General features: G+C 71.6%; 25 protein-coding genes. 15 read left to right on the forward strand and 10 right to left on the reverse strand.

Annotation, left to right across the window (positions count from 1 at the left end):
* The first annotated feature begins 15 nt into the window (after positions 1–15).
* From ACGFNV_RS38365 to ACGFNV_RS38380, 4 genes are all read left to right on the forward strand, one after another.
* A complete protein-coding gene (locus ACGFNV_RS38365; RefSeq protein WP_393629180.1) occupies positions 16–2136 on the forward strand; it encodes a SpoIIE family protein phosphatase in 2121 nt (706 codons plus the stop codon).
* 52 nt (positions 2137–2188) lie between these two features.
* Complete coding sequence (locus ACGFNV_RS38370; RefSeq protein WP_393629182.1) at positions 2189–2509, forward strand: DMT family transporter; 321 nt, start codon at positions 2189–2191, stop codon at positions 2507–2509.
* Positions 2509–3075, forward strand: a complete 567-nt coding sequence (locus ACGFNV_RS38375; protein WP_393629184.1) for a TetR/AcrR family transcriptional regulator — start codon at positions 2509–2511, stop codon at positions 3073–3075. Before ACGFNV_RS38370 ends, ACGFNV_RS38375 begins: the two co-directional genes overlap by 1 nt.
* A gap of 94 nt (positions 3076–3169) precedes the next feature.
* Positions 3170–3847, forward strand: a complete 678-nt coding sequence (locus ACGFNV_RS38380; RefSeq protein WP_393629185.1) for a LuxR C-terminal-related transcriptional regulator — start codon at positions 3170–3172, stop codon at positions 3845–3847.
* Between the two features lie 63 nt (positions 3848–3910).
* Here the strand turns inward: ACGFNV_RS38380 and ACGFNV_RS38385 are convergent, their stop codons facing one another.
* Positions 3911–5578: a cellulase family glycosylhydrolase gene (locus ACGFNV_RS38385; RefSeq protein WP_393629186.1), complete on the reverse strand. Its 1668-nt coding sequence runs from the start codon at positions 5576–5578 to the stop codon at positions 3911–3913.
* A gap of 260 nt (positions 5579–5838) precedes the next feature.
* Between ACGFNV_RS38385 and ACGFNV_RS38390 the strand changes: the two genes are divergently transcribed.
* From ACGFNV_RS38390 to ACGFNV_RS38425, 8 genes are all read left to right on the forward strand, one after another.
* The gene (locus tag ACGFNV_RS38390) at positions 5839–6426 is read left to right on the forward strand and encodes a hypothetical protein (protein ID WP_393629188.1); all 588 of its coding nucleotides are present in this window, start codon (positions 5839–5841) and stop codon (positions 6424–6426) included.
* A gap of 292 nt (positions 6427–6718) precedes the next feature.
* Positions 6719–7864, forward strand: a complete 1146-nt coding sequence (locus ACGFNV_RS38395; protein WP_393629190.1) for a SchA/CurD-like domain-containing protein — start codon at positions 6719–6721, stop codon at positions 7862–7864.
* 68 nt (positions 7865–7932) lie between these two features.
* Positions 7933–8370, forward strand: a complete 438-nt coding sequence (locus tag ACGFNV_RS38400; RefSeq protein WP_393629192.1) for a cupin domain-containing protein — start codon at positions 7933–7935, stop codon at positions 8368–8370.
* Positions 8367–9635 carry a beta-ketoacyl-[acyl-carrier-protein] synthase family protein gene (locus ACGFNV_RS38405; RefSeq protein ID WP_393629194.1) on the forward strand — a complete coding sequence of 423 codons (1269 nt, stop codon included), beginning with the start codon at positions 8367–8369 and terminating at the stop codon, positions 9633–9635. The genes ACGFNV_RS38400 and ACGFNV_RS38405 overlap by 4 nt, the downstream gene beginning before the upstream one ends.
* On the forward strand, positions 9632–10882 hold the full coding sequence (locus tag ACGFNV_RS38410; RefSeq protein ID WP_393629196.1) for a ketosynthase chain-length factor: 1251 nt from the start codon (positions 9632–9634) through the stop codon (positions 10880–10882). The genes ACGFNV_RS38405 and ACGFNV_RS38410 overlap by 4 nt, the downstream gene beginning before the upstream one ends.
* Positions 10883–10926: 44 nt before the next feature.
* Positions 10927–11184, forward strand: a complete 258-nt coding sequence (locus tag ACGFNV_RS38415) for an acyl carrier protein (protein ID WP_133933322.1) — start codon at positions 10927–10929, stop codon at positions 11182–11184.
* Between the two features lies 1 nt (position 11185).
* The gene (locus tag ACGFNV_RS38420; RefSeq protein ID WP_133933321.1) at positions 11186–11665 is read left to right on the forward strand and encodes an SRPBCC family protein; all 480 of its coding nucleotides are present in this window, start codon (positions 11186–11188) and stop codon (positions 11663–11665) included.
* Positions 11666–11686: 21 nt separating this feature from the next.
* On the forward strand, positions 11687–12019 hold the full coding sequence (locus ACGFNV_RS38425; protein WP_393629197.1) for a TcmI family type II polyketide cyclase: 333 nt from the start codon (positions 11687–11689) through the stop codon (positions 12017–12019).
* 73 nt (positions 12020–12092) lie between these two features.
* On the opposite strand, the gene ACGFNV_RS38430 is transcribed toward ACGFNV_RS38425, so the two are convergent.
* The 4 genes from ACGFNV_RS38430 to ACGFNV_RS38445 form a co-directional block, all read right to left on the reverse strand.
* The gene (locus ACGFNV_RS38430; RefSeq protein WP_393629198.1) at positions 12093–13142 is read right to left on the reverse strand and encodes a methyltransferase; all 1050 of its coding nucleotides are present in this window, start codon (positions 13140–13142) and stop codon (positions 12093–12095) included.
* 45 nt (positions 13143–13187) lie between these two features.
* The gene (locus tag ACGFNV_RS38435; RefSeq protein ID WP_393629199.1) at positions 13188–14297 is read right to left on the reverse strand and encodes a nitrous oxide reductase family maturation protein NosD; all 1110 of its coding nucleotides are present in this window, start codon (positions 14295–14297) and stop codon (positions 13188–13190) included.
* A 173-nt stretch (positions 14298–14470) separates the two neighbouring features.
* Positions 14471–15388, reverse strand: a complete 918-nt coding sequence (locus tag ACGFNV_RS38440) for an SMP-30/gluconolactonase/LRE family protein (RefSeq protein ID WP_393629200.1) — start codon at positions 15386–15388, stop codon at positions 14471–14473.
* 414 nt (positions 15389–15802) lie between these two features.
* Positions 15803–16789, reverse strand: a complete 987-nt coding sequence (locus tag ACGFNV_RS38445) for a helix-turn-helix transcriptional regulator (RefSeq protein ID WP_393629201.1) — start codon at positions 16787–16789, stop codon at positions 15803–15805.
* A gap of 103 nt (positions 16790–16892) precedes the next feature.
* On the opposite strand from ACGFNV_RS38445, the gene ACGFNV_RS38450 reads away from it, so the two are divergent.
* A complete protein-coding gene (locus tag ACGFNV_RS38450; RefSeq protein ID WP_393629202.1) occupies positions 16893–17300 on the forward strand; it encodes a DUF3224 domain-containing protein in 408 nt (135 codons plus the stop codon).
* Between the two features lie 33 nt (positions 17301–17333).
* On the opposite strand, the gene ACGFNV_RS38455 is transcribed toward ACGFNV_RS38450, so the two are convergent.
* Together ACGFNV_RS38455 and ACGFNV_RS38460 are read right to left on the reverse strand one after the other, a co-directional pair.
* Positions 17334–17825 carry a hypothetical protein gene (locus tag ACGFNV_RS38455; protein WP_393629203.1) on the reverse strand — a complete coding sequence of 164 codons (492 nt, stop codon included), beginning with the start codon at positions 17823–17825 and terminating at the stop codon, positions 17334–17336.
* A 95-nt stretch (positions 17826–17920) separates the two neighbouring features.
* Positions 17921–18301: a signal peptidase I gene (locus ACGFNV_RS38460; protein WP_393629204.1), complete on the reverse strand. Its 381-nt coding sequence runs from the start codon at positions 18299–18301 to the stop codon at positions 17921–17923.
* A 99-nt stretch (positions 18302–18400) separates the two neighbouring features.
* Here ACGFNV_RS38460 and ACGFNV_RS38465 point away from each other — a divergent pair, with 99 nt between their 5' ends.
* Complete coding sequence (locus tag ACGFNV_RS38465; protein WP_393629205.1) at positions 18401–19306, forward strand: hypothetical protein; 906 nt, start codon at positions 18401–18403, stop codon at positions 19304–19306.
* 48 nt (positions 19307–19354) lie between these two features.
* Complete coding sequence (locus ACGFNV_RS38470) at positions 19355–19840, forward strand: carboxymuconolactone decarboxylase family protein (RefSeq protein WP_393629206.1); 486 nt, start codon at positions 19355–19357, stop codon at positions 19838–19840.
* 91 nt (positions 19841–19931) lie between these two features.
* Here the strand turns inward: ACGFNV_RS38470 and ACGFNV_RS38475 are convergent, their stop codons facing one another.
* Genes ACGFNV_RS38475 through ACGFNV_RS38485 form a run of 3 tightly spaced genes read right to left on the reverse strand, consistent with a single transcriptional unit; the run spans position 19932 to position 23491 of the window.
* Positions 19932–20735 carry an aminotransferase class IV gene (locus tag ACGFNV_RS38475; RefSeq protein WP_393629207.1) on the reverse strand — a complete coding sequence of 268 codons (804 nt, stop codon included), beginning with the start codon at positions 20733–20735 and terminating at the stop codon, positions 19932–19934.
* A gap of 12 nt (positions 20736–20747) precedes the next feature.
* Positions 20748–21926 (reverse strand): FAD-dependent monooxygenase, encoded by a 1179-nt coding sequence (locus ACGFNV_RS38480; RefSeq protein WP_393629209.1) that lies wholly within the window; start codon positions 21924–21926, stop codon positions 20748–20750.
* Positions 21923–23491 (reverse strand): class I adenylate-forming enzyme family protein, encoded by a 1569-nt coding sequence (locus ACGFNV_RS38485; protein WP_393629210.1) that lies wholly within the window; start codon positions 23489–23491, stop codon positions 21923–21925. Before ACGFNV_RS38485 ends, ACGFNV_RS38480 begins: the two co-directional genes overlap by 4 nt.
* Positions 23492–23493 lie beyond the last annotated feature (2 nt).

Raw genomic sequence — 23493 nt, forward strand, 5'->3', positions numbered from 1 at the left:
GGACCGGAGGGCGTGATGTCCGGGATCGAGGAGGCACCGGGGGGCGTCGGATCGGTGGACGACGACCTGGGAGCGGCCCTGGCCGAGACGGTGCGCCGCACCGGCGCCTCCGTCGGTGGCCTGTACCTGATCGACGACGCGGGGCCGACGCTGCGCCTGGTGGCGCTGTGCGGTCTGCCGGTGGAGTTCACCGCGCCCTGGCAGCGGCTGCCGTTGACCGCTCCCGTCCCGGTCGCCGACGCGATTCGCGAGGACCGGCTGGTGTGGGTCGGCTCCCAGGACGAGATGGTCGGCCGCTATCCGCGGGCCGCCGCCGTGCTGCCCTACCGGTTCGCGCTGGCCGCGGCCCCGCTGAGCGGGGCGCGGCGCCGCTGGGGCGGCATCGTCCTGATGTGGTCGGCCGACCACCCCCGGGAGACCACGCCCCGCGAACGCGGCCACATCAACTCCAGCGCCCGGCACCTGGCCCGGCTGCTCGACGACGCCCCGCGGCCGCCCACGCTGCCCGTCCGGCCGCGCGTCGTGCCGATGGAGTCGGTGCGCCATCCCGTGCAGACCGGGCTGGCCGCCGTCGACTACGCAGAGCGGCTGCCCGAGGGCGCGCTGGGCCTGGACCTGGAAGGCAGGATCACCTTCATCACCTCGACCGCGGCCCGGCTGCTGGGCCGTGAGGCCGACCGGCTGCTGGGGACCCGCCCCTGGCAGTCGCTGCCGTGGATGGACGACCCCGTCCACGAGGACCACTACCGCACCGCGGTCGTCAGCCGGGCTCCCGTCTCCTTCACCACGCTGTGCCCGCCGAACAACTGGCTGACGTTCGAGCTCTACCCGGACGGCAGCGGCATCAGCGCCCGGATCACGCCCCGCGGTGATCTCGCCGGGGACGGCGCGGCACCCACGGTCGCGCGACGCCCCGCGGCGGCACCGACGGGCCGCCTGTACCAGCTGATCCACCTGGCCGCCGCACTCACCGAGACGGTGAGCGTGCACGACGTCGTCGGTCTCATCATCGACCAGATCCTGCCGGCCTTCGGCGCCGAAGGACTGGTGGTGTCCGGCGTCGACGCGGGCCACCTCCGCATCATCGGGCACCACGGATACCCGGCCGACGTCATCGAGCGCCTCGACGCCCTCCCCCTGACCACCGACCTGACGCCCGCCGGCCAGGTCCTCGCCAGCGGTGTCCCCGCCTTCTTCGCCCACCCGGCGGAAATGGCCGGCGACTACCCCACGGCTCCCCGCATCAGTGGCAAGCAGGCCTGGGCGTTCCTCCCGCTCATCATCTCGGGCCGACCGGTGGGCTGCTGCATCCTGTCCTACGACCATCCGCACACGTTCACCGCCGACGAGCGCGCCGTACTCACCTCCCTGGCCGGTCTGATCGCCCAGGCCCTGGACCGGGCCCGGCTCTACGACGCCAAGCACCTCCTCGTCGAGGAGCTCCAGCAGACCCTGCTGCCCCGCACGCTCCCCGTGCTGCCCGGTCTCGACGTCGCCGCCCGGTACCTGCCCGCCGGGCACGGCGTCGAGGTCGGCGGTGACTTCTACGACCTGCTCCGCCTCGGGGACGGCACGGCCGTCGCGCTCATCGGCGACGTCGAGGGCCACAGCGTCACCGCGGCCGCCCTCATGGGCCAGGTCCGTACCGCCCTCCACGCCTACGCCACTGCGGGCGCGCCTCCCGACCAGGTGCTGGCCCGCACCAACCGCCTGCTGGCCGACCTGGACTCGGACCTGCTCGTCTCCTGCCTCTACGCCCACATCGACCTGGCCCGCCACCGGCTCGTCATCGCCAGCGCGGGTCACGTCCCCCCGCTGCTGCGCGAGGCCGACGGACGCACCCGCGTCCTGGACATCGAACCCGGCCTCCTGCTGGGTGTCGACACGCGTGCCCACTACCCCACCACCACGGCCGCCCTGCCCCCGGGCGCGACCCTGGCCCTGTACACCGACGGTCTGGTCGAGGTCCCCGGCACCGACGCCACCCGGGCCACCGTCGGCCTCGTCCGTCATCTCGCCGAGACCGACGACCACGACCTGGACGAACTGATCGGCAGCCTCGTCGACCACAACTGGCCCACGGGCCAGTACACGGACGACATCACCGTGCTCCTGCTGCGCTCGGCCCGCGACTGACCGGGCACACGGTTGTGTACGGGCGTACACAACGTTGCGTACACTCGTACACATGGGATACGGACTGCTGGCCGCGGCCATAGCGGCGGAGGTGGCCGGGACGACGGCCATGAAGTACAGCGAGGGGTTCAGCAAACTCTGGCCCTCGGTCGGCACGGTGGCCGGCTATCTGCTCGCCTTCGCGCTGCTCGCCCAGACACTGAAGTCGATGCAGGTCGGCACGGCCTACGCGATCTGGGCCGGGGTGGGCACCGCGGCCGTGGCGGCGATCGGAATCCTCTTCCTGGGAGAGTCGGCCGGGTTCGTCAAGCTCGCCGGGATCGTCTTCGTGATCTTCGGTGTCGTGCTGCTCAATCTCGGCGGGGCGCACTGATGGCGCCGGCACGGCGGTACGACCCCGAGCGGCGCCAGCGGATCATCGACGCCGCGATCCGGGTGGTCGGCCGCTCCGGCATCGCCGGGCTCAGCCATCGCACCGTCGCCACCGAGGCGGATGTGCCGCTCGGCTCCACCACGTACCACTTCAAAACCCTCGACGACCTTCTCGTGGCCGCCCTGCGCCAGGCCAACGAGGGCTTCGCCAAGGTCGTACGCCGACACGGCGGCGCCCTCGCCGACCCCGACCGCGACCTCGCCGCCGAGCTGGCCCGCCTCACCGGCGAGTGGCTGGACGGCGACCGCACCGGCGTGGAGCTGGAGTACGAGCTCTACCTCGCCGCCCTGCGCCGCCCCGCCCTGCGCACCGTGGCCGCCGAGTGGTGCGAGGAAGCCGCCGCCCTGCTCGCCGAGCGCACCGACCCGCCCACCGCGCGAGCCCTGCTCGCCCTGCTCGACGGGATCTGCCTCCAGGTGCTGCTGACGGGCGGGGAGTACGACGAGGAGTACACGAGGGATGCGCTGAGCCGGATGATCGGGACGGAGGGCTCCGTGGGCGTGTGACCGAAGCCACGAGGGAAACGGTGCCGTTTCGATGAGGACGGGGCTACGCTGACCCCAGGGTGAACGAAACGGTTTCGTTCAGAGTGGGACCACCATGACCGCCGTCCTCATCGTCCACGACCAGTCGCTGCAGCGCCTCGGCCTCCGTATGCTCCTCGCGGCCCAGCCCGGACTGACCGCCGTCGGCGAAGCGGCCGACGGCGCCGCGGGAGTCCGGATGAGCGCCGAACTCCGCCCGGACGTCGTGCTGATGGACAGCCGTATCCCGCAGAGGGACGGCATCGACACCATCCGCCGCATCACCAGGCCCGACCCCCTCCCCCGCGCCGGCACCCGAGCCCCGCGCGTCCTGCTCCTGACCCCCACGCACGACGAGGCACACTCCTACGCCGCCCTGCGCGCCGGAGCCGCCGGCTTCGTCCTCCATGACGCCACACCCGACGACCTCACCTCCGCCATCCGCAGCGTGGCCGCGGGCAACGCCGTCATCACCCGCAGCCTCACCCGCAAACTCATCGACGCCGTCCGCCAACAACAGCCCACCCGCCCGGTCGGCGGCGAAGTCCGGCTCAACGCCCTCACCGACCGTGAACGCGACGTGCTCACGGCCATCGCCTCCGGCTGGTCCAACGCCGAGATCGCCACCCGCCTCTCCATCGCTCCGACCACCGTCAAGTCCCACGTCAGCCACATCCTCACGAAGATCGGCGCCCGCGCCCGCGTCCAGGCCGTGGTCTTCGCCTACGAGTCCGGCCTGGTGCGGCCCGCCTGACCACGGGCCGCACGACGGCCGGCGGGGGCGAGCGGCCCCCGCCGGCCGATGGGGTGTTCGGGTTCAGGCGGTCGCGCAGGTGCTGCCGCTCAGCGTGAACGAGGTCGGCGCGGGGTTGGTGCTGCCCTTCGCGGCGATGAATCCGACGCTCACCGAGCCGCCCGCGGAGATGGTCGAGGTGTAGGAGGCGGGGGCGACACTCACCGTGCCGCCGTTCTGGGTGGGCGTCCCGCCCCACATGTTGCTGATGGTCTGGCCGCCCGCGAAGGCGAAGCCCAGGGTCCACCCGTTGATGGCACTGTTCCCGGTGTTCCGGATGGTGATCTCGCCCTGGAAGCCGCCCTGCCACTCGCCCACGACGCGGTAGCCGACGGAGCAGTTCCCGGCGGGCGCGCTCGTGGTGGTGACGTCCACCGCGGCCGAGCGTGCCGAGCGGTTGCCGGCCGCGTCACGGGCGTACACCGCGAAGGTGTACGAGGTGGCGGCGGTCAGACCGGTCACGGTGACGCTGTTGGTCGTGGAGGAGGCCACCTTCGTCTCGGAGCCGCCGCTGACGCGGACGACGTCGTATCCGGTGACGCCGACGTTGTCGGTGGCGGCGCTCCAGCCGAGCCTGGCGGACGTGGCCGTCACCGCGGAGGCGGTCGGCGTGCCGGGGGCGGTCGGCGCCTGGGTGTCGCCCGGGCTGCCGCCGCCGAAGACCGTGGCCTCCTTGGCGGTCTGGGCGATGCCGTTGGCGCCGTTGAAGATGCGCTGGCCCCAGGCGCTGAGCTGCTTCGGGTCGAAGCCGATCGACAGGTCCAGGATCGGGTCGGTGTTGCCGCTCCAGGACCAGGCCAGGTAGCCGAGCTTGAGCTGCTGGGCGGTGGCCATCATGGTGTCCTCGTCGGGGTCGCCGTACTGGTCGGCGGGTCCGCCGAACTCTCCGATGAGGATGGGCAGCTTGGCGGTGACGAAGGCGTTGAGGTAGTCGGTGATCTCCGCCGCGGTGTCGAAGACGCTGTACATGTGGATCGAGAAGATCAGGTTGCCCGTGGGGTCGGCGTCGTACACCGTCTTGGCGTTGGCGCGCATGACGCCCTGCCAGTCCTGGCCCCAGTTGGGCGCGTCCACCATGATCGTGTGCTCGAACCCGGCGTTGCGGAGCTTCTTGACGGCGGCGACGGTGGGGTCGGTCCAGCCGGCGGGGTTGGTGTTGCCCCAGGGCTCGTTGCCGATGTTGATGATGACGTAGTTCTCTTCGCCGACGAGCACGCTCTTCAGGCCGATCCAGTAGTCGGCCGCCTGGTCGAGGGTCCCTGCCGCGGACTCCTCGCCGTAGCCGGTGGTGTCGTGCACCTCCAGTACGCAGATGAGCCGGTTCGCCTTGCACTGGGCGACCACGTTGGCCACGTCCTGGGCGCTGTTCTTGGTCCAGCGGTGGCCGTCGGCGAGGACGACACGGACGGCGTTGGCGCCCAGCGCCTTCACGTCGGCGAGCGACTGGAGCTGGTTCGGGTACCAGGTGTGGGCGTGGTTGACGCCACGCATGACGAAGTCGTTGCCGTTGCCCTCCAGCAGACGGCCGTTGCTGATGTGCAGACCGGCGGCCTTGACGCCGGGCGGTGACGGGGCCGCCTGGGCGGCGGGCGGGACGACCGCGCCGAGGACGACGAGGCCGAGCAGGGCGGCCAGCGCCGTCAGCAGACGGGCGAGGGGGCTCTTTCGGGTCGTACTCCTTGCTCTTCTCACTGCGACTCCAGAAAGTGAGCGTCAGGAAACAGGCATGAAAGGGAGAATGGGAGCGCTCCCATGAAGCCATCTTGCCAAGAACACGTCAAGATATCGGGCGCGTTCCTCATGCATGCGCCCCGGAAGGCGCAGGCGGGTTCGCCCGAGTGAGTGCCTGGAGTGGTGGGATCGGTGCGGCTGTTTGACGGTGGATCACGTCAAGACCGGGTCCGTTCAGCTGACGAAACGTCGGCTGCCCGGCCATGACGGAAGGACTACCCATGCGTTCTGCCCGCCTGCTCCTGACCACCGCGGCGGCCTCCGCCGTCCTCGCCCTGGCCGCCACCGGCGCCCACGCCGCCGACGGCTGGGACCACGACGACACCTCCTCTTCCTCCTCGCAGGGCAAGGAACACGACAAGGACAAGGACGCCGAGCACGGCAAGCCGCACGGCGGCATGCACACCGGCGGCGGCGCCCTGACCGCCGTGACCGGAGGCGACGACTGGGCCACCGCCCACGACCCCAAGTACGACCCCGAGACCTACAAGGAGAAGGACTCCTCCGACGGCCACTCCAAGGACTCCTCCGCCAAGGAGAAGGACGACTGGAGCGGCGCGTCCAAGGAGAAGGACGACTGGAGCGGGGAGTCCAAGGAGAAGGACGACTGGAGCGGGGAATCCAAGGAGAAGGACGAGGACTCCTGGGGCGGCGGTGACCACGACAAGCCCCACGGCGGCATGCACACCGGCGGCGGCGCCCTCGCCGGCACCACCGGAGTGACCGCCGGCGGCCTCGCCGTCCTCGCCCTGGGCGGCGCCGGCGCCTACACCCTGCGCCGCAGGAAGACCACGGCCGGCCTGGCCTGACCCGCGCCCGACGCGATACCCCGCTGCGGCCGCCACCCGTGACCCACCGGCACGGCGTGGCGGCCCAGCCATGCCCGGTGTCACTTCGTCCGGCGTTGAGCGATTTCCATGCTCGCGCCATTCGCCGAGGTCCTCTGACGAACCCTCGGTTCCGCACCCGCGATCACCCGCGATCACCCGCGTAGTTCATACGAGTCGCGCACTTCCGGGGACGGACACAAGATCGAGGCACGCTGACGTCGCCTCACGCGGTCGGCGTTCACTTCTGCCCCGCGAAGGAGTTGTGCACAGGATGACCACCACGTCCGCCCGTGTTTCACCCCCCACCCGCCAGGCGTCGCAACGCGTCTCCCAATCCGTGTTCGACGGCTCCAGACTCCGGGTCGTCCTGCTGGTCGACGTCTACGACGGAGCCCAGCAGCAGTTCCTGGAGGCGTACGAGCAGCTCTGCAACCAGGTCGCGTCCGTTCCCGGGCACGTCAGCGACCAGCTCTGCCAGTCGATCGAGAACCCCTCCCAGTGGCTCATCACCAGCGAGTGGGAGAGCGCCCCGCCGTTCCTCGCCTGGGTGAACAGCGAGGAGCACGTGCGGATGGTGGAGCCGCTGCACAGCTGCGTCCGGGACACCCGTTCGCTGCGCTTCCACGTCGTCCGCGAGACCGGCGGCCCCGCGACGGACGCCCGCGAGGCCGGGAAGCGCCGACTCCAGACGTCTCCCCGGATCGGTGACGGCGTGATCCGGCACGCGCTGACCTTCACGGTCAAGCCGGGCAGCGAGGAGGCCGTCGCCAAGATCCTCGCCGACTACGCCTCGCCCGAGCCGCGGGTCGACGACACCACCCGGCTGTGCCGCACCTCGCTGTTCATGCACGGCAACCGGGTCGTCCGGGCCATCGAGGTGCGGGGCGACCTGCTCGCGGCACTGCGCCACGTCGCCCGGCAGCCCGAGGTGCGGGCGGTCGAGGAGGCCATCAACCCCTATCTGGAGCAGGACCGGGACCTCGACGACCCCGAGTCCGCCCGGGTCTTCTTCACGCGGGCGGCGCTGCCCGCCGTCCACCACGTGACGGCGGACCAGCAGGACCCGCAGGCCGAGCGGCACGCGTTGTACTACCCGGCCCGGCCCGGGTGCGGCATGCGGCTGGCCGAGTTGCTCGCCCGGCGGGACGAGGCGGCGGCGGACGATCCGCGCAGCCCGGTGCTGCTCAGCACGATCTTCCAGCGCGACGACGTCGTGGTCCGGCTGATCGACGTGCGCGGCGGCCTCGACGCCGCCGACCCCGCACTCGCCCTCGGTCTTCCCGAGGCCGGGCGGGCGGCGGAGGTGGCGGAGCTCCTCGACGCGGACACCTCCGCGCTGGAGGGCGGCGACTTCTCACGCTTCCTCGCCCACACCCGGATGGAACTCGTCACCGACCGCCGGTCGCCGGACGCCTGATCCACCAGGACGCGGGCCGCGGCGGCCACGCACCTCATGTCGACGCAGCACACCATCGGAGGAACGTCGTGATCAAAACCCGTCCCAGAATCGTGGACTTCAGCGAGGTCGAGCCCAACACCCGGCGCGGGGGCGACCTGCGCGCCATGCTCACCCCGACCACGGTCGGCTCCACCAGCGGTTTCATGGGCGTGGCCGTCGTGCAGCCCGGCGACCGCATCGGCGAGCACTACCACCCGTACTCCGAGGAGTTCGTGTACGTGGTCTGCGGGCAGCTGGAGGTGGACCTGGACGGTGAGCCCCACCCGCTGCTGCCGGAGCAGGGGCTCATGATTCCGGCCTACCTGCGGCACCGGTTCCGCAATGTCGGCAACGTGGAGGCGCGGATCGTCTTCCACCTCGGCCCGCTGGCCCCCGAGCCCCGGCTGGGCCATGTCGACACCGAGGGGTCCGAGGCCGACGCGGGCGAGGAGCACACCGTCGAGCGACGTGAGGTGCTGTCATGACCAGGCGCGTGGCGGTCACCGGTATAGGTGTCGTCGCCCCGGGCGGTATCGGCGTACCGGCCTTCTGGGACCTGCTCTCCCAGGGTCGCACCGCGACGCGGGGCATCACCTTCTTCGATCCGACGGGGCTGCGGTCGCGGATCGCCGCCGAGTGCGATTTCGACCCGGCGGCGCACGGGCTGGACGCCGAGGACGTCGTCCGGGGCGACCGGTACATCCAGTTCGCCCTGGTCGCCGGTGCCGAGGCCGTCCGCGACTCCGGTCTCGACCTGGCCCGGGAGGACCCCTGGCGGGTCGGGGTCTCCCTGGGTACGGCGGTCGGCGGCACCACCCGTCTGGAGCACGACTACGTGCTGGTCAGTCACCGCGGTCAGCGGTGGGACGTGGACCCTGGCGAGGCGGAACCGCATCTGCACCGCGCGTTCTCGCCGAGCACGCTGGCCTCGACGGTGGCGGAGCGGTTCGGGGCGTGCGGGCCGGTGCAGACCGTCTCCACGGGCTGCACCTCCGGGCTCGACGCGGTCGGATACGCCTTCCACGCCGTGGAGGAGGGCCGGGCCGACATCTGCATCGCGGGTGCCTCGGACTCGCCGATCTCACCGATCACCATGGCCTGCTTCGACGCGATCAAGGCCACGTCCCCGAACAACGACGACCCGGCGCACGCCTCCCGGCCGTTCGACAACAACCGGGACGGGTTCGTCATGGGCGAGGGCGGGGCGGTGCTGGTCCTGGAGGAGCTGGAGCACGCTCGGGCCCGCGGCGCCCATGTGTACTGCGAGCTCTCCGGTTACGCCACCTTCGGCAACGCCTATCACATGACCGGTCTGACCAGTGAGGGTCTGGAGATGGCCCGGGCCATCGAGGACGCCCTCGACCACGCCCGTCTCGACGGCTCGGCGATCGACTACGTCAACGCGCACGGCTCGGGCACCCGGCAGAACGACCGCCACGAGACCGCCGCGGTGAAGCGGGCGCTGGGCCACCACGCCTACGACACGCCCATGAGTTCCATCAAGTCCATGGTGGGTCACTCCCTCGGAGCGATCGGGGCGATCGAGGTCGTGGCCTGTGTGCTGGCCCTGGCCCACCAGGTGGTACCGCCCACCGCGAACTACGAGACGCCCGACCCCGAGTGCGACCTGGACTACGTGCCGCGCGTCGCCCGCGAGCGCAAGCTCAACAGCGTGCTCTCCGTGGGCAGTGGGTTCGGCGGCTTCCAGTCCGCGGTGGTCCTGACCCGGTCGAGGGAGAGGACACGATGAGCGAACCCCGTCAACGGCGCGCGGCCATCACCGGCATCGGTGTGATCGCGCCCAACGGAACGAGCACCGAGACCTTCTGGAAGGCCACCCAGGAGGGCGTCAGCGTCCTCGACCGGGTCACCCGCGAGGGCTGTGAACACCTGCCGTTGCGGGTGGCCGGCGAGGTCCGTGAGTTCGAGCCGTCGGCGGCGGTCGAGGAGCGTTTCCTCGTCCAGACCGACCGGTTCACGCACTTCGCGATGGCCGCGGCCGACCTCGCGCTGGAGGACGCCGGCCTCGGCCAGGCCGACACCGACGCGGCACCGTTCTCGGTGGGCGTGGTCACCGCGGCCGGTTCCGGCGGTGGTGAGTTCGGCCAGCGGGAGCTCCAGCAACTGTGGGGCAAGGGCAGCCGGTTCGTCGGCCCGTACCAGTCCATCGCCTGGTTCTACGCCGCCAGCACCGGCCAGATCTCCATCCGCCGGGGCTTCAAGGGCCCCTGCTCGGTGGTCGCCGCCGACGAGGCCGGTGGTCTCGACGCCCTGGCGCACGCCGCGCGGGCGGTGCGGCGCGGCACCGATGTCATCGTGGCCGGTTCGACCGAGGCGCCGCTCGCGCCGTACTCGATGGTGTGCCAGCTCGGTTACGAGGAGCTCAGCACCGTCGAGGACCCGGCGCGTGCCTACCGGCCGTTCACCGACGGCGCCTGCGGGTTCGTACCGGCCGAGGGGGGCGCCATGGTCGTGGTGGAGGAGGAGTCCTCGGCCCGGGAGCGGGACGCGCGGGTGCGGGCCCTCCTCGCCGGGCACGCGGCGACCTTCACCGGCGCCTCCCGCTGGGACAGGTCCCGGGAGGGGCTCGCGCAAGCCATCCGCGGTGCCCTGGACGAGGCCGGCTGCGCGCCCGAGGAGATCGACGTGGTCTTCGCCGACGCCCTCGGTGTGCCGGAGGCGGACCGCGCCGAGGCGCTGGCGATCGCCGACGCGCTCGGTTCGCACGGCAAACGGGTGCCCGTCACCGCGCCGAAGACGGGTACGGGGCGGGGCTACTGCGCGGCGCCCGTCCTGGACGCCGCGGCGGCGGTGCTCACGATGGAGCACGGCCTGATCCCGCCCACCCCGAACGTCTTCGACGTCTGCCATGACCTCGACGTGGTGACCGTCCGCGCCCGCGCCGCCGAGGTGCGCACGGCACTGGTCCTGAGTCGGGGACTCATGGGTTCGAACTCGGCGCTCGTGCTCCGGCACGGTGCCGCCGACGCCTCGTAGCGAGGCAGCGCACAGCACGCACGCAGCACAAGGAGAGGATCCGCATGAGTGACCGCATCACCGTGGAAGAGCTGTCCGAGCTCATGAAGAAGGCCGCCGGGGTCACCGTCGCCCCGCAGCAGCTGCAGGAGCAGTACGACGCCGGTTTCGACACCCTCGGCATCGACTCGCTCGGTCTGCTGGGCATCGTCGGCGAGCTGGAGAATCGTTACGGCACGCCGATGCCGCCCGACGCGGAGCGCAGCAAGACGCCCCGTCAGTTCCTCGACCTCGTCAACAGCGCCTTCCTGGCAGGAGCGTGACATGGCCGGACACACGCAGAACGAGATCACCATCGCCGCGCCGCTGGACCTCGTGTGGGACATGACCAACGACCTGGCGAACTGGCCGCGGCTGTTCAGCGAGTACGCCTCCGTCGAGATCCTGTCGAAGGAGGGGAACAAGACCACCTTCCGGCTGACCATGCACCCCGACGAGAACGGCACGGTGTGGAGCTGGGTCTCCGAGCGGGAGCCCGACCGCGACACGCTCACCGTCAAGGCCCGCCGGGTCGAGACCGGCCCGTTCGCCCACATGGACATCCGGTGGCAGTACGAGGAGGTCCCCCAGGGCACTCGGATGATCTGGACGCAGGACTTCGCCATGAAGCCCGACGCGCCGGTCGACGACGCCTGGATGACGGACAACATCAACCGCAACTCCAAGATCCAGCTGGCCCTGATCCGGGACCGGATCGAGAAGGCCGCCGCCGAGCACGGGTCCACCCCGGGCCTGACCGACTGAGCCGTACGGAGGACAGTCCCCATGCACCAAGCCCTGATCGTCGCCCGGATGGCACCCGGTTCGGCCCCGGACATCGCCAAGATCTTCGAGGAGTCCGACCGGGGAGAACTCCCCCACCTCGTGGGGGTGGCCCGACGCGGTCTCTTCCAGTTCGGTGACGTGTACCTGCACCTCATCGAGTCCGAGCAGGACCCAGGCCCCGCCATCGCCAAGGTGGCGGGCCACCCCGAGTTCAGGGACGTCAGCGAGCGTCTGTCGGCGTACGTCAGCGCGTACGACCCGGCGACGTGGCGGTCCCCCAAGGACGCGATGGCGCACTGCTTCTACCGCTGGGAGCGGGACTCCTCCGCCTGAGCCTCTGTCGTCGGCCGCCGGTCGCCGGGTCCGTGGTGTCGCGGGCCCGGCGACCGGTGGTCTCAGGGGGTGCTCACGCGGGGACGATGCAGTCGAACGCGTGCAGGTAGGGGTTGACGGGACTGATGTTGTCGATGACCAGGCCCGCCTCGGTCAGCCGGGAGACCATGCTCTCGGTGGTGTGCTTCGCGCCGCCGACGTTGAGGAGCAGCAGCAGGTCCATCGCGGTGCTGAACCGCATCGACGGCGTGTCGTCGACGAGGTTCTCGATGACCACGACCCTCGTCCCGGGCCCGCCCGCCTCGATGACGTTGCGCAGGGTCCGGGCGGTGCTGTCGTCGTCCCACTCCAGGATGTTCTTGATGACGTAGACGTCGGCCTGGACCGGGACGGCCTCGCGCACGTCGCCCGGCACGATGCGCATGCGGTCCGCGAGGGCGCCCCCGTCGCGCAGTCGCGGGTCGGCGTTCTCGACCACGCGCGGCAGGTCGAGCAGGCTGCCCTGCATCTTCGGGTACTTCTCCAGCAGGCTCGCCACGACATGCCCCTGGCCGCCGCCGATGTCGGCGACCGACTTGCTGCCCGACAGGTCGAGGAGCTGGGCGACGTCCCGCGCGGACTGCATGCTCGACGTCGTCATGGCCCGGTTGAAGACGTCGGCCGACGCCGGGGCGTCCTCGTTGAGGTACTGGAAGAACTCCTTGCCGTAGAGCTCCTGCACGACGTTGCCGCCGGTGCGTACCGCCTCGTCGAGGAGCGGCCACGCGTCCCAGGTCCAGGGCTCGGTGCACCACAGGGTGATGTAGCGCAGGCTGTTGGGGTCGTCCTCGCGCAGCAGCCGGGACATGTCGGAGTGGGCGAACGTTCCGTCCTCGCGCTCGGTGAAGACGCCGTAGCAGGAGAGGGCACGCAGGAGCCGTCGCAGCGGCTTCGGCTCGGTCTTCACCGCGGCCGCGAGGTCCGGCACGCTCATGGGGCTGTCCCCCAGCGCGTCGGCGACCCCCAGCCGGGCGGCCGCGCGCAGGGCGGCGGCACAGGCCGCCCCGAACGCGAGTTCCCTCAGCCGCATGGACGGCGGGGGTGCCGATCCCGCGGTCGGGTCGGCAGTGCTTGCGGTCGTCATGTGCCGCCTTCCTCTTTCTCGTTCAGGTGGTGGGGCCCGGGTGGGTCAGCACAGGCCCGCGGGTGTGGAGCTGACGCAGACGTTGTCCTGGAAGGCGTTGTCGGCCGCGTCCGTCTCGGTGTTCACGAGGTCGGCCGGGGCGTTGCGCTCCAGCGTGTTGTCGCTGATCCGGTTCCGCTCGTTGGTGGCGCCGACCAGGCTCTTGAAGAGCACGACGCCGCCGGACAGCGGGGAGGTACCGGCGTTGTCCGTGATCAGGTTCCCGGTGACGAGGGTGTCCTCGGCACCGGTCAGGACGATGCCGGAGCCCTGGAGGAAGGGCAGCCGCGCGGTCTTCGCGCAGTACTTGTTGTTGCCCACGACGCGGTTCTCGCGCACGGTGAGCGCACCGGCCCGCGGAGGCGTCTCGTCGCCGACGATGAACACCGCCGCGCAGTTCTCGGTGATGTCGTTGCGCGCCACGGTGAGGTTCCTCAGGCGCCGTACGGTGACGCCGGTCCGGTTGCCCTCCAGGCGGTTGCGTTCGATCACCGCCCCACGGGTGTCGGTGGCTCCGCCCTCGCTCGTGACGGAGTTGCCGAGGAACAGGCCCGCGTCACCGTTGTCCCGGGCGGTGTTCTGCGCGAAGACCCCGCGGGTGGAGCGCTCCTGGGCGATGCCCCACTGCCCGTTCTTCTCGGCGGTCACCTTGCGCACGGTGAGCCGGTCGGTGCCCGTCGCCCACAGGCCGTTCTTGGCGAAGCCGGACAGGGTCAGCGAGGCGACCGTGGTCCCCTCGACGGGGCTGCCGTCCGCGCCTTCCACGCAGATGCCGTTCCCGGCCCGGGCACAACTGTCGGCGGCCCTCCTGGCAGCCCTCGTCTCGCCGCTCGGGGCGGTGGTCGCGGCGGCGCTCGTGGTGGCCGGCTTGAGGACGGTGCTGCGGCCCACACCGCGCAGCGTCAGGCCCGAGGTGGTCACCCGGACGCTCTCCCGGTAGATGCCGGGGGTCAGCAGGACCGTGTCCCCGGGCTTCGCGGCGTCCACCGCCGCCTGGATCGACTCTCCGGGGTTCACCACGTGGACCGTGGGGACGGAGGAGGACGGGGTCGCGCCGAGTGCCGAGCCGACGAGGGCCGCGGTGCAGGCGAGATACACCAAATGATGTTTCGTCATATTCTGTACGTTATGACCTGATAAGCCATAGAACGGCTCGATGGGCCGTCCGGCGGCGTGTCACGCGACCGCCCGCGGCCGTGCCGGCGCCGGATCCACACGCCGGTGCTGGTCCTGCGGGGCGCGTGCGACTACAAGAAACCCCGGACAGCCCGCCGTGCGCCGGTCACGGTTCAGACGCGGGGCGCGCCCGTCACCGACATCATCAGCGAGTACAGGGAGGTGGTGGCCGTGATGAACAGGCGGTTGTTCTTCGGGCCGCCGAAGGTGATGTTGGAGACCGGCTCGGGCACGCGGAGCCGGCCGATGAGGGTGCCGTCGGGGTCGTAGCAGTGGATGCCGTCGTGCAGGGCAGCGGCCCACAGGCGGCCCTCGTCGTCGAAGCGGATGTTGTCGAAGTGGACGCCCTCCCGGGCCTCGGCGAAGATGCGGCCGTTCGTGAGCGAGCCGTCGTCGCGGACGTCGAGGACGTGGATGCGGGCGGCCCGCGAGTCGGAGACGTACAGCCGCTTCTCGTCGGAGGACAGGATCACGCCGTTGGGTCCGTCGAATCCGTCGGCGGCGAGGTGGACCTCCCCGGTCGCCGGGTCGATCCGGTAGACGTTGCACGCGCCGATCTCGGACTCGGCGCGGTGGCCCTCGTAGTCGCTGAGGATGCCGAAGTCCGGATCGGAGAACCAGATCGTGCCGTCGGAGCGCACGACGGCGTCGTTCGGGCTGTTGAGCCGCTTACCCGCGTACCGGTCGGCGAGGACGGTGACCGAGCCGTCGGGCTCGGTGCGGGTGACGCGGCGGTTGCCCTGCTCGCAGGTGACCAACCGGCCCTGCCGGTCGAGGGTGTTGCCGTTGCTGTGACCGGCCACGCCGCGGAAGACGGAGACCGCGCCGGTGGCCTCGTCCCAGCGCAGAATGCGGTCGTTGGGGATGTCGCTCCAGATCAACTGGCGCCAGGCGGGGACGTACAGGGGGCCCTCGGTCCAGCGGCAGTTGTCGTACAGCACCTCCAGCCTGCTGTCGCCGTCCGTGCAGCGTCCGGTGCGGAAACGGTCGTCCAGGATCTCGTACGGGTCGTCGACGATGTGGCCGGACATGGGGTCCCCTCGGCGAGATGGAGCAGATTTCCTTCAACTTAACGTGGGGGAGTCGGCGACCGGCGACAACGCGGCAGCTGGGCGTGCCAGGCCCCGCGTCTGCGGCATGATCCTCCGGACAGGTCCCAGGCGGGCGGCTCGGGGGCCGTGCGGGGGCGTGACGTCCCCGCACGGCGGGTTCGGCTGGATGCCGAGGGGTGCCGCTTGGCGGACGGTGCCGCCAGATCGATCTCGCGGACGGCGGAGGCGTCGGCGCCGGCCTCGGCGCGCGTGATGGTGATCCGGATGGGGTCGGACCGTCGCCCGGGACGTGAGGATGATCCGGGCGCCGCGCACGGCAGTGGGCTTGAGCGCGGTCATCGGCCTCGTCTCCCCCGCGATCCTCGACTCCGTCGCCCACGAACGCCGTGGACGCTACCCGTCCGTGGACGCCGGGTCGACCGCGTAGCGGTCCGCCAGCACGGTCACGGCCTCGGCGACGGCCTGTCGCAGTGCGGGAGGTCCGAGGACCTCGGCCTCCGTGCCGAGTCTCAGGAGGTCGCTGACCGCGACGGCCTGTGCCTCCACGGCCATCTCCACGCGCACCCAGCCTTCGTCGTCCGGCGGACCGGCACTCTCCAGGGCTCGTGTGCCCGCCGCGCCGAACTGCATGGGGAGCAGTCGCTGGGCTCGGGGCGAGATGCGCAGGTGCGCGGTGTCCTGGTGCAGGGCGGCCTCCAGGCGCCGGGCGTTCGCCTCCCAGTAGGCGGCCAGGTCGAACCCGGTGGGTCGCTCGAAGGGCGTGCCGGTGGCGTCCACGGCCAGGAACCGGGAGATCCGGTACGTCCGTACCGCCTCCTCCACTCCTGCCACCAGGTACCAGATGCCGCTCTTGAGGACGATGCCGAGCGGGTGCAGTTCCCGGTGGACCTCACCGCGCCAGCGCCGGTAGTGCACCCGCAGGGGCAGTTGCTCCCACACCGCTCGCGCGACGGTCTCCAGATGCGGCACCGGGTCGGCGTCCCTGAACCAGGCCGGCGCGTCCAGATGGAAGCGGTCCTGGACGCGGCGGGCCTGTTCCGCCAGTCCGGCCGGGAGCGCGGCCTGCACCTTGAGCTGAGCGGTCGCCAGGACCGCGCCCAGGCCCAGTTCGCGGGCCGGTCCCGGCGCTCCGCTGAGGAAGAGCGAGGTGGCCTCGGCGTCGGTGAGCCCCGTCAGCCGGGTGCGGTAACCGTCCATGAGGCGGTAACCGCCCGCGGGGCCACGGTCGGTGAGGACCGGGACACCAGAAGCACCGAGGGCCTCGATGTCCCGATAGACCGTGCGCACCGACACCTCCAGGTGCGCGGCGAGCTCGGGGGCGGTCATCCGCCCGCGGTTCTGGAGCAGCAGGAGCAGGGAGAGGAGCCGGTCGGCGCGCATGAAGACATTGTCCGCCGTACCTGACAGGAGATGTCAGGTACGGCGAAGAGACTGCTCGAGCACCGAGGGCGACAGCCCGCGCGACCCGTTCGAGAGGACATCCATGCCCACGCAGACCACCGGCCACTTCACCTTCGCCGACTGGGAGGAGCGCGCGGTCGGCCGGAGCGACGGCCACCCGAGAATGGCGCACGCCTCCGTCACCAACACCTTCTCCGGCGGTGTCGAGGCCGCCGACACGGCGTGCGAGTACACCATCGTCTACCTCACGGAGAAGACCGGCACGTACACCGGCATGGAGCTGTTCCACGGCACCGTCGACGGACACGAGGGCGCCTTCGCCGTCGAGGAACGCGGCTCGTTCGAGGCCGACGGCAGCGTGCACTGCGTCTTCGAGGTGGTCCCGGGCTCGGGCACCGGGGAACTGACGGGCCTGCGCGGCACCGGAAGCTTCACGGCGAGGCACGGCGAGCCCTCCGTGCCGTACACGTTCGCCTACGAACTGGACTGACGGCCCGTCACAAGGCCGACAGCCACGAACCCGTCAGACCGCGCGGCGGCGCTTGGTCTTCGCGGCCGCGCGGTCGCGGAGCAAGGTCATGTAGAACTCGGTGTCCTCGCCTGCGAGTTCGAGGTACTCGCAGATGTCGGCCACCGTTTCGGCGTCCTGCGCGTCGCCGGTGAGCCCGAGGTGCAGCAGGGTCCGCAGGCCCTCCTGCACCCGGGCACGGCACTCGTCGTCCGCTCCCGACGCCACGAACTCCAGTGTCTGCAGCAGGACGCCACGGGCCAGCGGCGAGATCTCGCCCGCCAGCGCGGACATGATCACGCCGACGGCGGGTGCCGTGCAGGCGAAGATGTTCGTGTCGACCTCGACGTGGCCTTCGAGGGTGTACCCGATCATCTCCGTCGGGGTCGCGGCGGTGAGGAGCGCCTCGAACATCAGGGGCAGGTGCTCTGCGGAGTCACCACAACCGCACTTCAGCGAAGCCCAGTCGACCCGCCCGAGTTCCGCGCGCACCAGGTCACTCACCACGAGCTACGGCCCCCTTGTCGTCGAACACTCATCCTAAGCGTTCGCGAGCGGCAGGCGGCCACGGTGAGCGCCACCCCGGTGACCGTCTCCCTCCGCTACGACAAGGAGTCGCCGTCCCTCACCTTGTAGCCGGGGAGGGACGGCCAGCGGACCGTCAGGACGACGGAGTCCTCCTCCGCGTACCAGGAGTGGTCGACGCCCCGGCCCCACACCACGTAGTCGCCCTGTTCGGCCAGGACGACGTCGCGGCCGGGCAGCTTCATCTGGAAGCGGCCGCTGATCAGGACCAGCAGCGCGGTTCGCTCCTCGCCCCTCACCCAGTGGGCCCGTTCGTCGCCCTTCGGATGGACGCCCCACTTGATCTCCACGTCCTCGCTGTGGCGGGGGTCGCCGGTGTCCTTGAAGTGGCCGAGCAGCCAGCCCCGGTCCAGGGCCGCGTCCTTGCCCGCGTTGCCGACGTACACGCTGTCGTTCATGCGTCGGAAGCTAGCAGCCGACCTGGCCGGACCCGCGCCGTCCCCCGGGGTGGCCGATCCGACGTGCGCGGCCGCCCGGGCCGGTGGAGGCTGAGGGGCATGCGGCGCAAGGGTGTGAGTCGTGAGGGCGACAGCGGCTCCGACGTGGAGGCAGTGCTCGACGAGCTCTACGCCACGCCGCCCGCCGAGTTCGTCGCGCGCCGTGAGGTACTGGCCGCCGCCGCCCGCACGGCGGGGCGCGCCGAGGACGCCCGCCGGATCCATGCCGCCCGCCGGCCCACGTTGGCGGCGTGGGCGGCGAACCGGTTGCTGCGCTCCCGGCCGGAGGAGAGCCGGCAGTTCCTGGAGCTCGGGCAGGCGCTGCGCGAGGCCTACCGGACCCTGGACTCCGCCGAGCTCAAGGAGCTGTCGGCGCAGCGGCGCCGGGTCGTCTCCGCCCTGTCCCGACAGGCCGCCCAGCTGGCCCATGAGGCCGGGCACCGGCTCTCGGACAGCGTGCAGCAGGATGTGGAGTCCACCCTGCGCGCCGTCCTCACCGACCCGGACGCGGCCGAGCAGTGGGCCAAGGGCCGCCTGGAGGGCGCCCTCACCCCGCCGTCGGCGTTCCCCTCCGACACGCCCCCGCCGACCCGCGCCGCGCCGCGGACGACGGCGAAGACGTCCCGCGCGCGGGAGAAGGACGAAGTCGCCGAGCGACGCCGGCAACGCCAGGAGCAACTCACCCGGGCCCGCCGCTCGGCCGCCGCGGCCGAGCGGCGCCTACGGGACCAGCGCACCCGGCAGGCCAAGGCGGAGGCGTCCCTCGGGCAGGCCCGCGACCGTCACGCCCGAGCCGAGGAACGGCTGCGGAAGGCACAGGAGGAGGTCCAGCACACGGCCCGGGAGCAACAGCAGGCCGAGGAGCAGTACCAGGCGGCCACCGACGCGCTCGCCGGTGCCGAGCGGGAGGCCCGAGACGCCGCTGAGGAAGTGGACCGGCTGCGACCACCGGGCGAGCGAAAATAAATCCGAAATCCGGCGTGGAATTCCCTCGCGCCGGGATAGAGTCTCCCCATGGTCAAGAACGATTCCCCCTCCCGTGTGTCCCTGAAGAGCATTACTCCCGATGTGTCCACAGCGATGGGCGGTCTGCACAAGGCCGCCGTTTCCGCGGCCCAGGACGCCAAGGTCGAGGACGAGATTCTGGAGCTCGTCCGCATTCGTGCCTCGCAGATCAACGGCTGCGCGTTCTGCCTCGACATGCACACCAAGGACGCCCGGGCCAAGGGTGAGCAGGAGCAGCGGCTCCATGTGCTGAACGCCTGGCGGGAGACGCCGTTCTTCTCCGAACGGGAGCGCGCCGCACTGGCGTTGACCGAGGCCGTGACGCTGGTGCACGACGGGCGGGTCCCGGACGAGGTGTACGCGGAGGCCGCCGAGGTCTTCGACGAGGCGCAGATCGCGGCGCTCATCTGGGCGGCCACCGTCATCAACGCGTACAACCGGATCGCGATAGCCACGCGCATGGTTCCGGGCGCCTATCAGCCCGCCCAGAAGTAATCAGAGGTGAATTGATTTCCCTTTACGGGAATGCCTTCAAGCCCCGGGTCGGAGCTTTCTCCGACCCGGGGCTCCTGCGTGCGAACGGTGATTACAGAAAAGAATCCGGAAGCGGCGCCATCAGCTCATCCAGCCATGGCCGCCATTCCTCGGCCCGTGGCGCCGGGCCCGCTTTCATGGAGCTTCCCGTCCACTCCGTCACCGGGCGGATTCCGTGCAGGGCGTTCATCAGCCACACCTCGCGGCCGGCGAGTTCCTCGATGGTGCGGTCGCGGTGGGCCACGCGGGTCCCGGAGCGGGCGGCGCGTTCCTGGACGAGGCCGATGGTGACGCCGGGCAGGACGGGCAGTTGGGGGGAGGGCAGGCAGAGGGTGTCGTCCTCCCACCAGACGATGCTGGAGTGGGCGGCCTCCAGGACCAGGCCGGAGGGGGCGACCAGTACGGCCTCGTCGGCGCCGTGGAGGGAGGCGCGGCCGCGGACGCGGGCCAGGGCGGGGAGGTCCGGTCCCTTGCGGCGGGGCAGGCTGCGGGGGTCGGGCTGGCCCACGGCCCAGACGCGCACGCCGGAGCCCAGGAGCGGGGCCGGGCGGAGCATGAGGCGCAACTGGTGGGAGCCGGCGGCCAGTTCGACCCGGGGGAACCACTCGCCGGTGCGGGGCAGCGCGGCGGTCACGTCCTGCCAGAACTCGATCAGCCGACGCAGCGGCGGCCCGTCGCACTCACCGCAGGCGCGCAGGAAACGCTCACGGTGCCGCTCGTGGCCGCGCATGCGTCCCTCGCGCACGAGCCACGAGTCGGCGGCCAGCAGCCGTCCGCCGGCGTCCTGCGCCGCGGGGGTGAGTCCGCTGCCGGGACTCCAGGCCAACAGCCCTTCCAGGACGGCCGATCGGGTCATCGAGGTCTCCGTTCAGTACTTGCGGCCGGCGCTCGCCGGTGAACCGTTGCGGGGTCCGTAGGGCGCGTGTTCCAGCCAGGCACCGCACCACGGCAGGAGCGGGGAGAGCGCGGCGGCGGCGCGCTGTTTGGCCTTGACGATCCGGCGCGCGGGCCGCAGGTGTTCCAGGGCCGTGCCGGCGGCGTCGCTGTTGAACAGGGCCGCCGCCCGGCGCAGGGCGGCGGCCTCCGCGACCGCCTCGGGCGTGCCCGTGGCGATGGCGTCGGCGGCGGCCGCGGCGTCCGCGATCCCGCTGTTCATGCCGCGCGCCCCGAACGGCGGGAAGAGGTGCGCCGCCTCCCCGGCGAGCAGCACCCGGTGGTGCGGGTCGGTGAAGTCCGAGGCGACCTTGCGCAGGAAGCGGTACGTCGACACCCACAGGACCCGGTCCTCGTACCCCTCCCCCACGACCCGGGGCACCCAGGCGCGGACGGCCTCCTCGGTGCCGTACTCCTCCTGCCGGTCGTCGTCGCGGCACTGCAGGTCGAGCTGGAAGCCGCCGGTGAAGGGCACCCGCATGACGCTGCGGCCGTCGAGGCCGGGATGCTCGTAGTGGAAGACGCGCTCCAGCGGGAGCTGCGCGCCCGGCAGGTCGGCGATGTCGACGACGACGTGGAAGCCGGCGGAGTGGCCGCCCTCCAGGGTGATGCCGAGTTCGCGGCGTACGGCCGAGCGGGCGCCGTCGGCGGCGATGACATGGCTGCCCGTCCAGGTGCGGCCGTCCTCGCCGGTGAGGACGACGGAGTCCGGGCCGGACCGTACGCCCGCCACCCGGGCGTCCCACTCGAACTCCACCCCGGCGTCACGGCAGGCGGCGAGCAGGAAGCGCTCGGTGTCGACCTGGCGCAGGCTGGTGAAGGGCGGGGTGCCGGACGGGGGCGGGAAGGTGCGGGCGTACACCTCGCGGCCGCGGTAGAGGGTGCGTTTGGTGTGCCAGGTCCGGCCGTACGAGGTGATCTCGGCGGCCAGGCCCGGGCGCATGCCCTCCAGCAGCTGGAGGGTCTCCCGGTGGACGAACAGGGCGCGGCTGCCGGGCCGTACGCGGTCCTCGGGGTCGGCCTCCAGGAGGAGGACGGGGAGTCCGTGCGAGCGCAGGGCGAGCGCGGCCGCGAGGCCCACCGGCCCCGCGCCCACCACGACGACCTGGCTCATGCGACGGCGCCCTCGGCCAGCATGCGGGTGATCTCCACGCGTTTCACCTTCCAGGTGGCCGTCATCGGCAGGTCCTCGAACCGCCACTGCCGGGGCTCCGCCAGCGTGGGGAGGTCAGCGGTCGCCTCCCGCCAGCGGTCCGGGTCGAGGGCCTGTTCGCCGCGTACGCAGACGACGGGCACGGGCTCGCGGTCCGCGCCCGGCACGATGACGACCTCGCGCAGTTCCTCCAGGCGGGACATCAGGGTGTCCTCGATCTCGAGGTTGCTGTGCACGGCGTCGATCTGGTCGATCTCGCGGTCGATGAGGTACAGGGCGCCCCAGCGGCTGCGGTAGCCCATGTCGCCCATCTGCCACCAGCCGCGGTCGAGTTGACGCTGGTACTGCTCGCGGGCGCCGAGGTAGGTGAGGATGCGGCCCCTGGTGCGGGCCTCGATCCGGCCGGGCGAGCCGGGTTTGACGCTGCGGCCGGATTCGTCCGCGACGCGGACCCGGGTGAAGCCGGGGATGCCGATGCCGACCCGGCGGCCGTCCATGCGGGACGCGCCGCGCCGGGTGAACCACTGGAAGGCCACCGGGCCGGTCTCGCTCTGCCCGTAGAGCTGGATCAGCCACGGGGCGCGCCGCTCGGACGCGTCGAGCAGCCGCTGCACCGTGCGCGGGTGGATCGCGTCGAACGTGGAACCGTAGGAGCGCACGCGGGACAGGGGTGCGCCGGGCGCGTCCGCCAACTCCTCCCACAGGACGAAGGTGTTGGGGTGCGTCTCGACGATGCCGGGGCGGTGCCGGGTGAGGATCGGGGCGACGTTCGCGGGGTCCGGGTCGGTGATCAGCACCAGGGGGCTGCCGAAGCTCAGCAGGACGCCGAGCAGGTGGTAGAAGCGCGAGTGCACGAACGACATGTGCAGCGCCGCGGTCTCGCCGCGGGTGGGCCAGCCCATCGCCTTCTGCGGTACGAGCCGGTTCCACATGGTGTTCGCACAGTGCACGGCGAGTTTGGGCAGGCCCGTGGTGCCCGAGCTGTGGGTGATCAGGGCGGGTTCCCTGGAGTGCATCCGCACCGCTCGGCGGGGCGCAGACCCGGCGTACTTCTCCAGCGGTACGGCGCCCGGCGCGTCGTCCACGGAGAGCGTGCCCCGCACCAGCCCGGCGACGTCGACGTCCTTCAGCGGGCCTTCCAGCTTGGCCCGGTCGGTGATCAGCCAGGGGGTGTGGAGGCGTTCGAGGAGCCGGCCGACGACCGGTCCTGCGAGGCCGGGCGAGAGCAGGGCGGGGACGGCGCCGATCCGGGAGAGGGCACAGGTCAGCAGCACGATGTCGACGTTGTCCGTCTTGTGGACGGCCACCTCTTCGGCGGGGCGGATCCCCGCCTCCCACAGCTGTGCGGACAGTTCGTCGACCAGGTCGGCGAGGACCGTGTAGGTGAGGTCGACGCCCAGGCCGGGGTGGACGTCGAGGGGCCGGTCGAGGGTGACGAAGACCGGCCCGTGGCGCTCCGCCGCCTGCCGGAACATCGGCCCGAGGTAGAAGCCGCGGTCGGTGAGCAGGGGCTGTTGCGGTCGCATGA

This window comes from Streptomyces sp. NPDC048751 (genome assembly GCF_043198595.1).
Classification (GTDB): domain Bacteria; phylum Actinomycetota; class Actinomycetes; order Streptomycetales; family Streptomycetaceae; genus Streptomyces.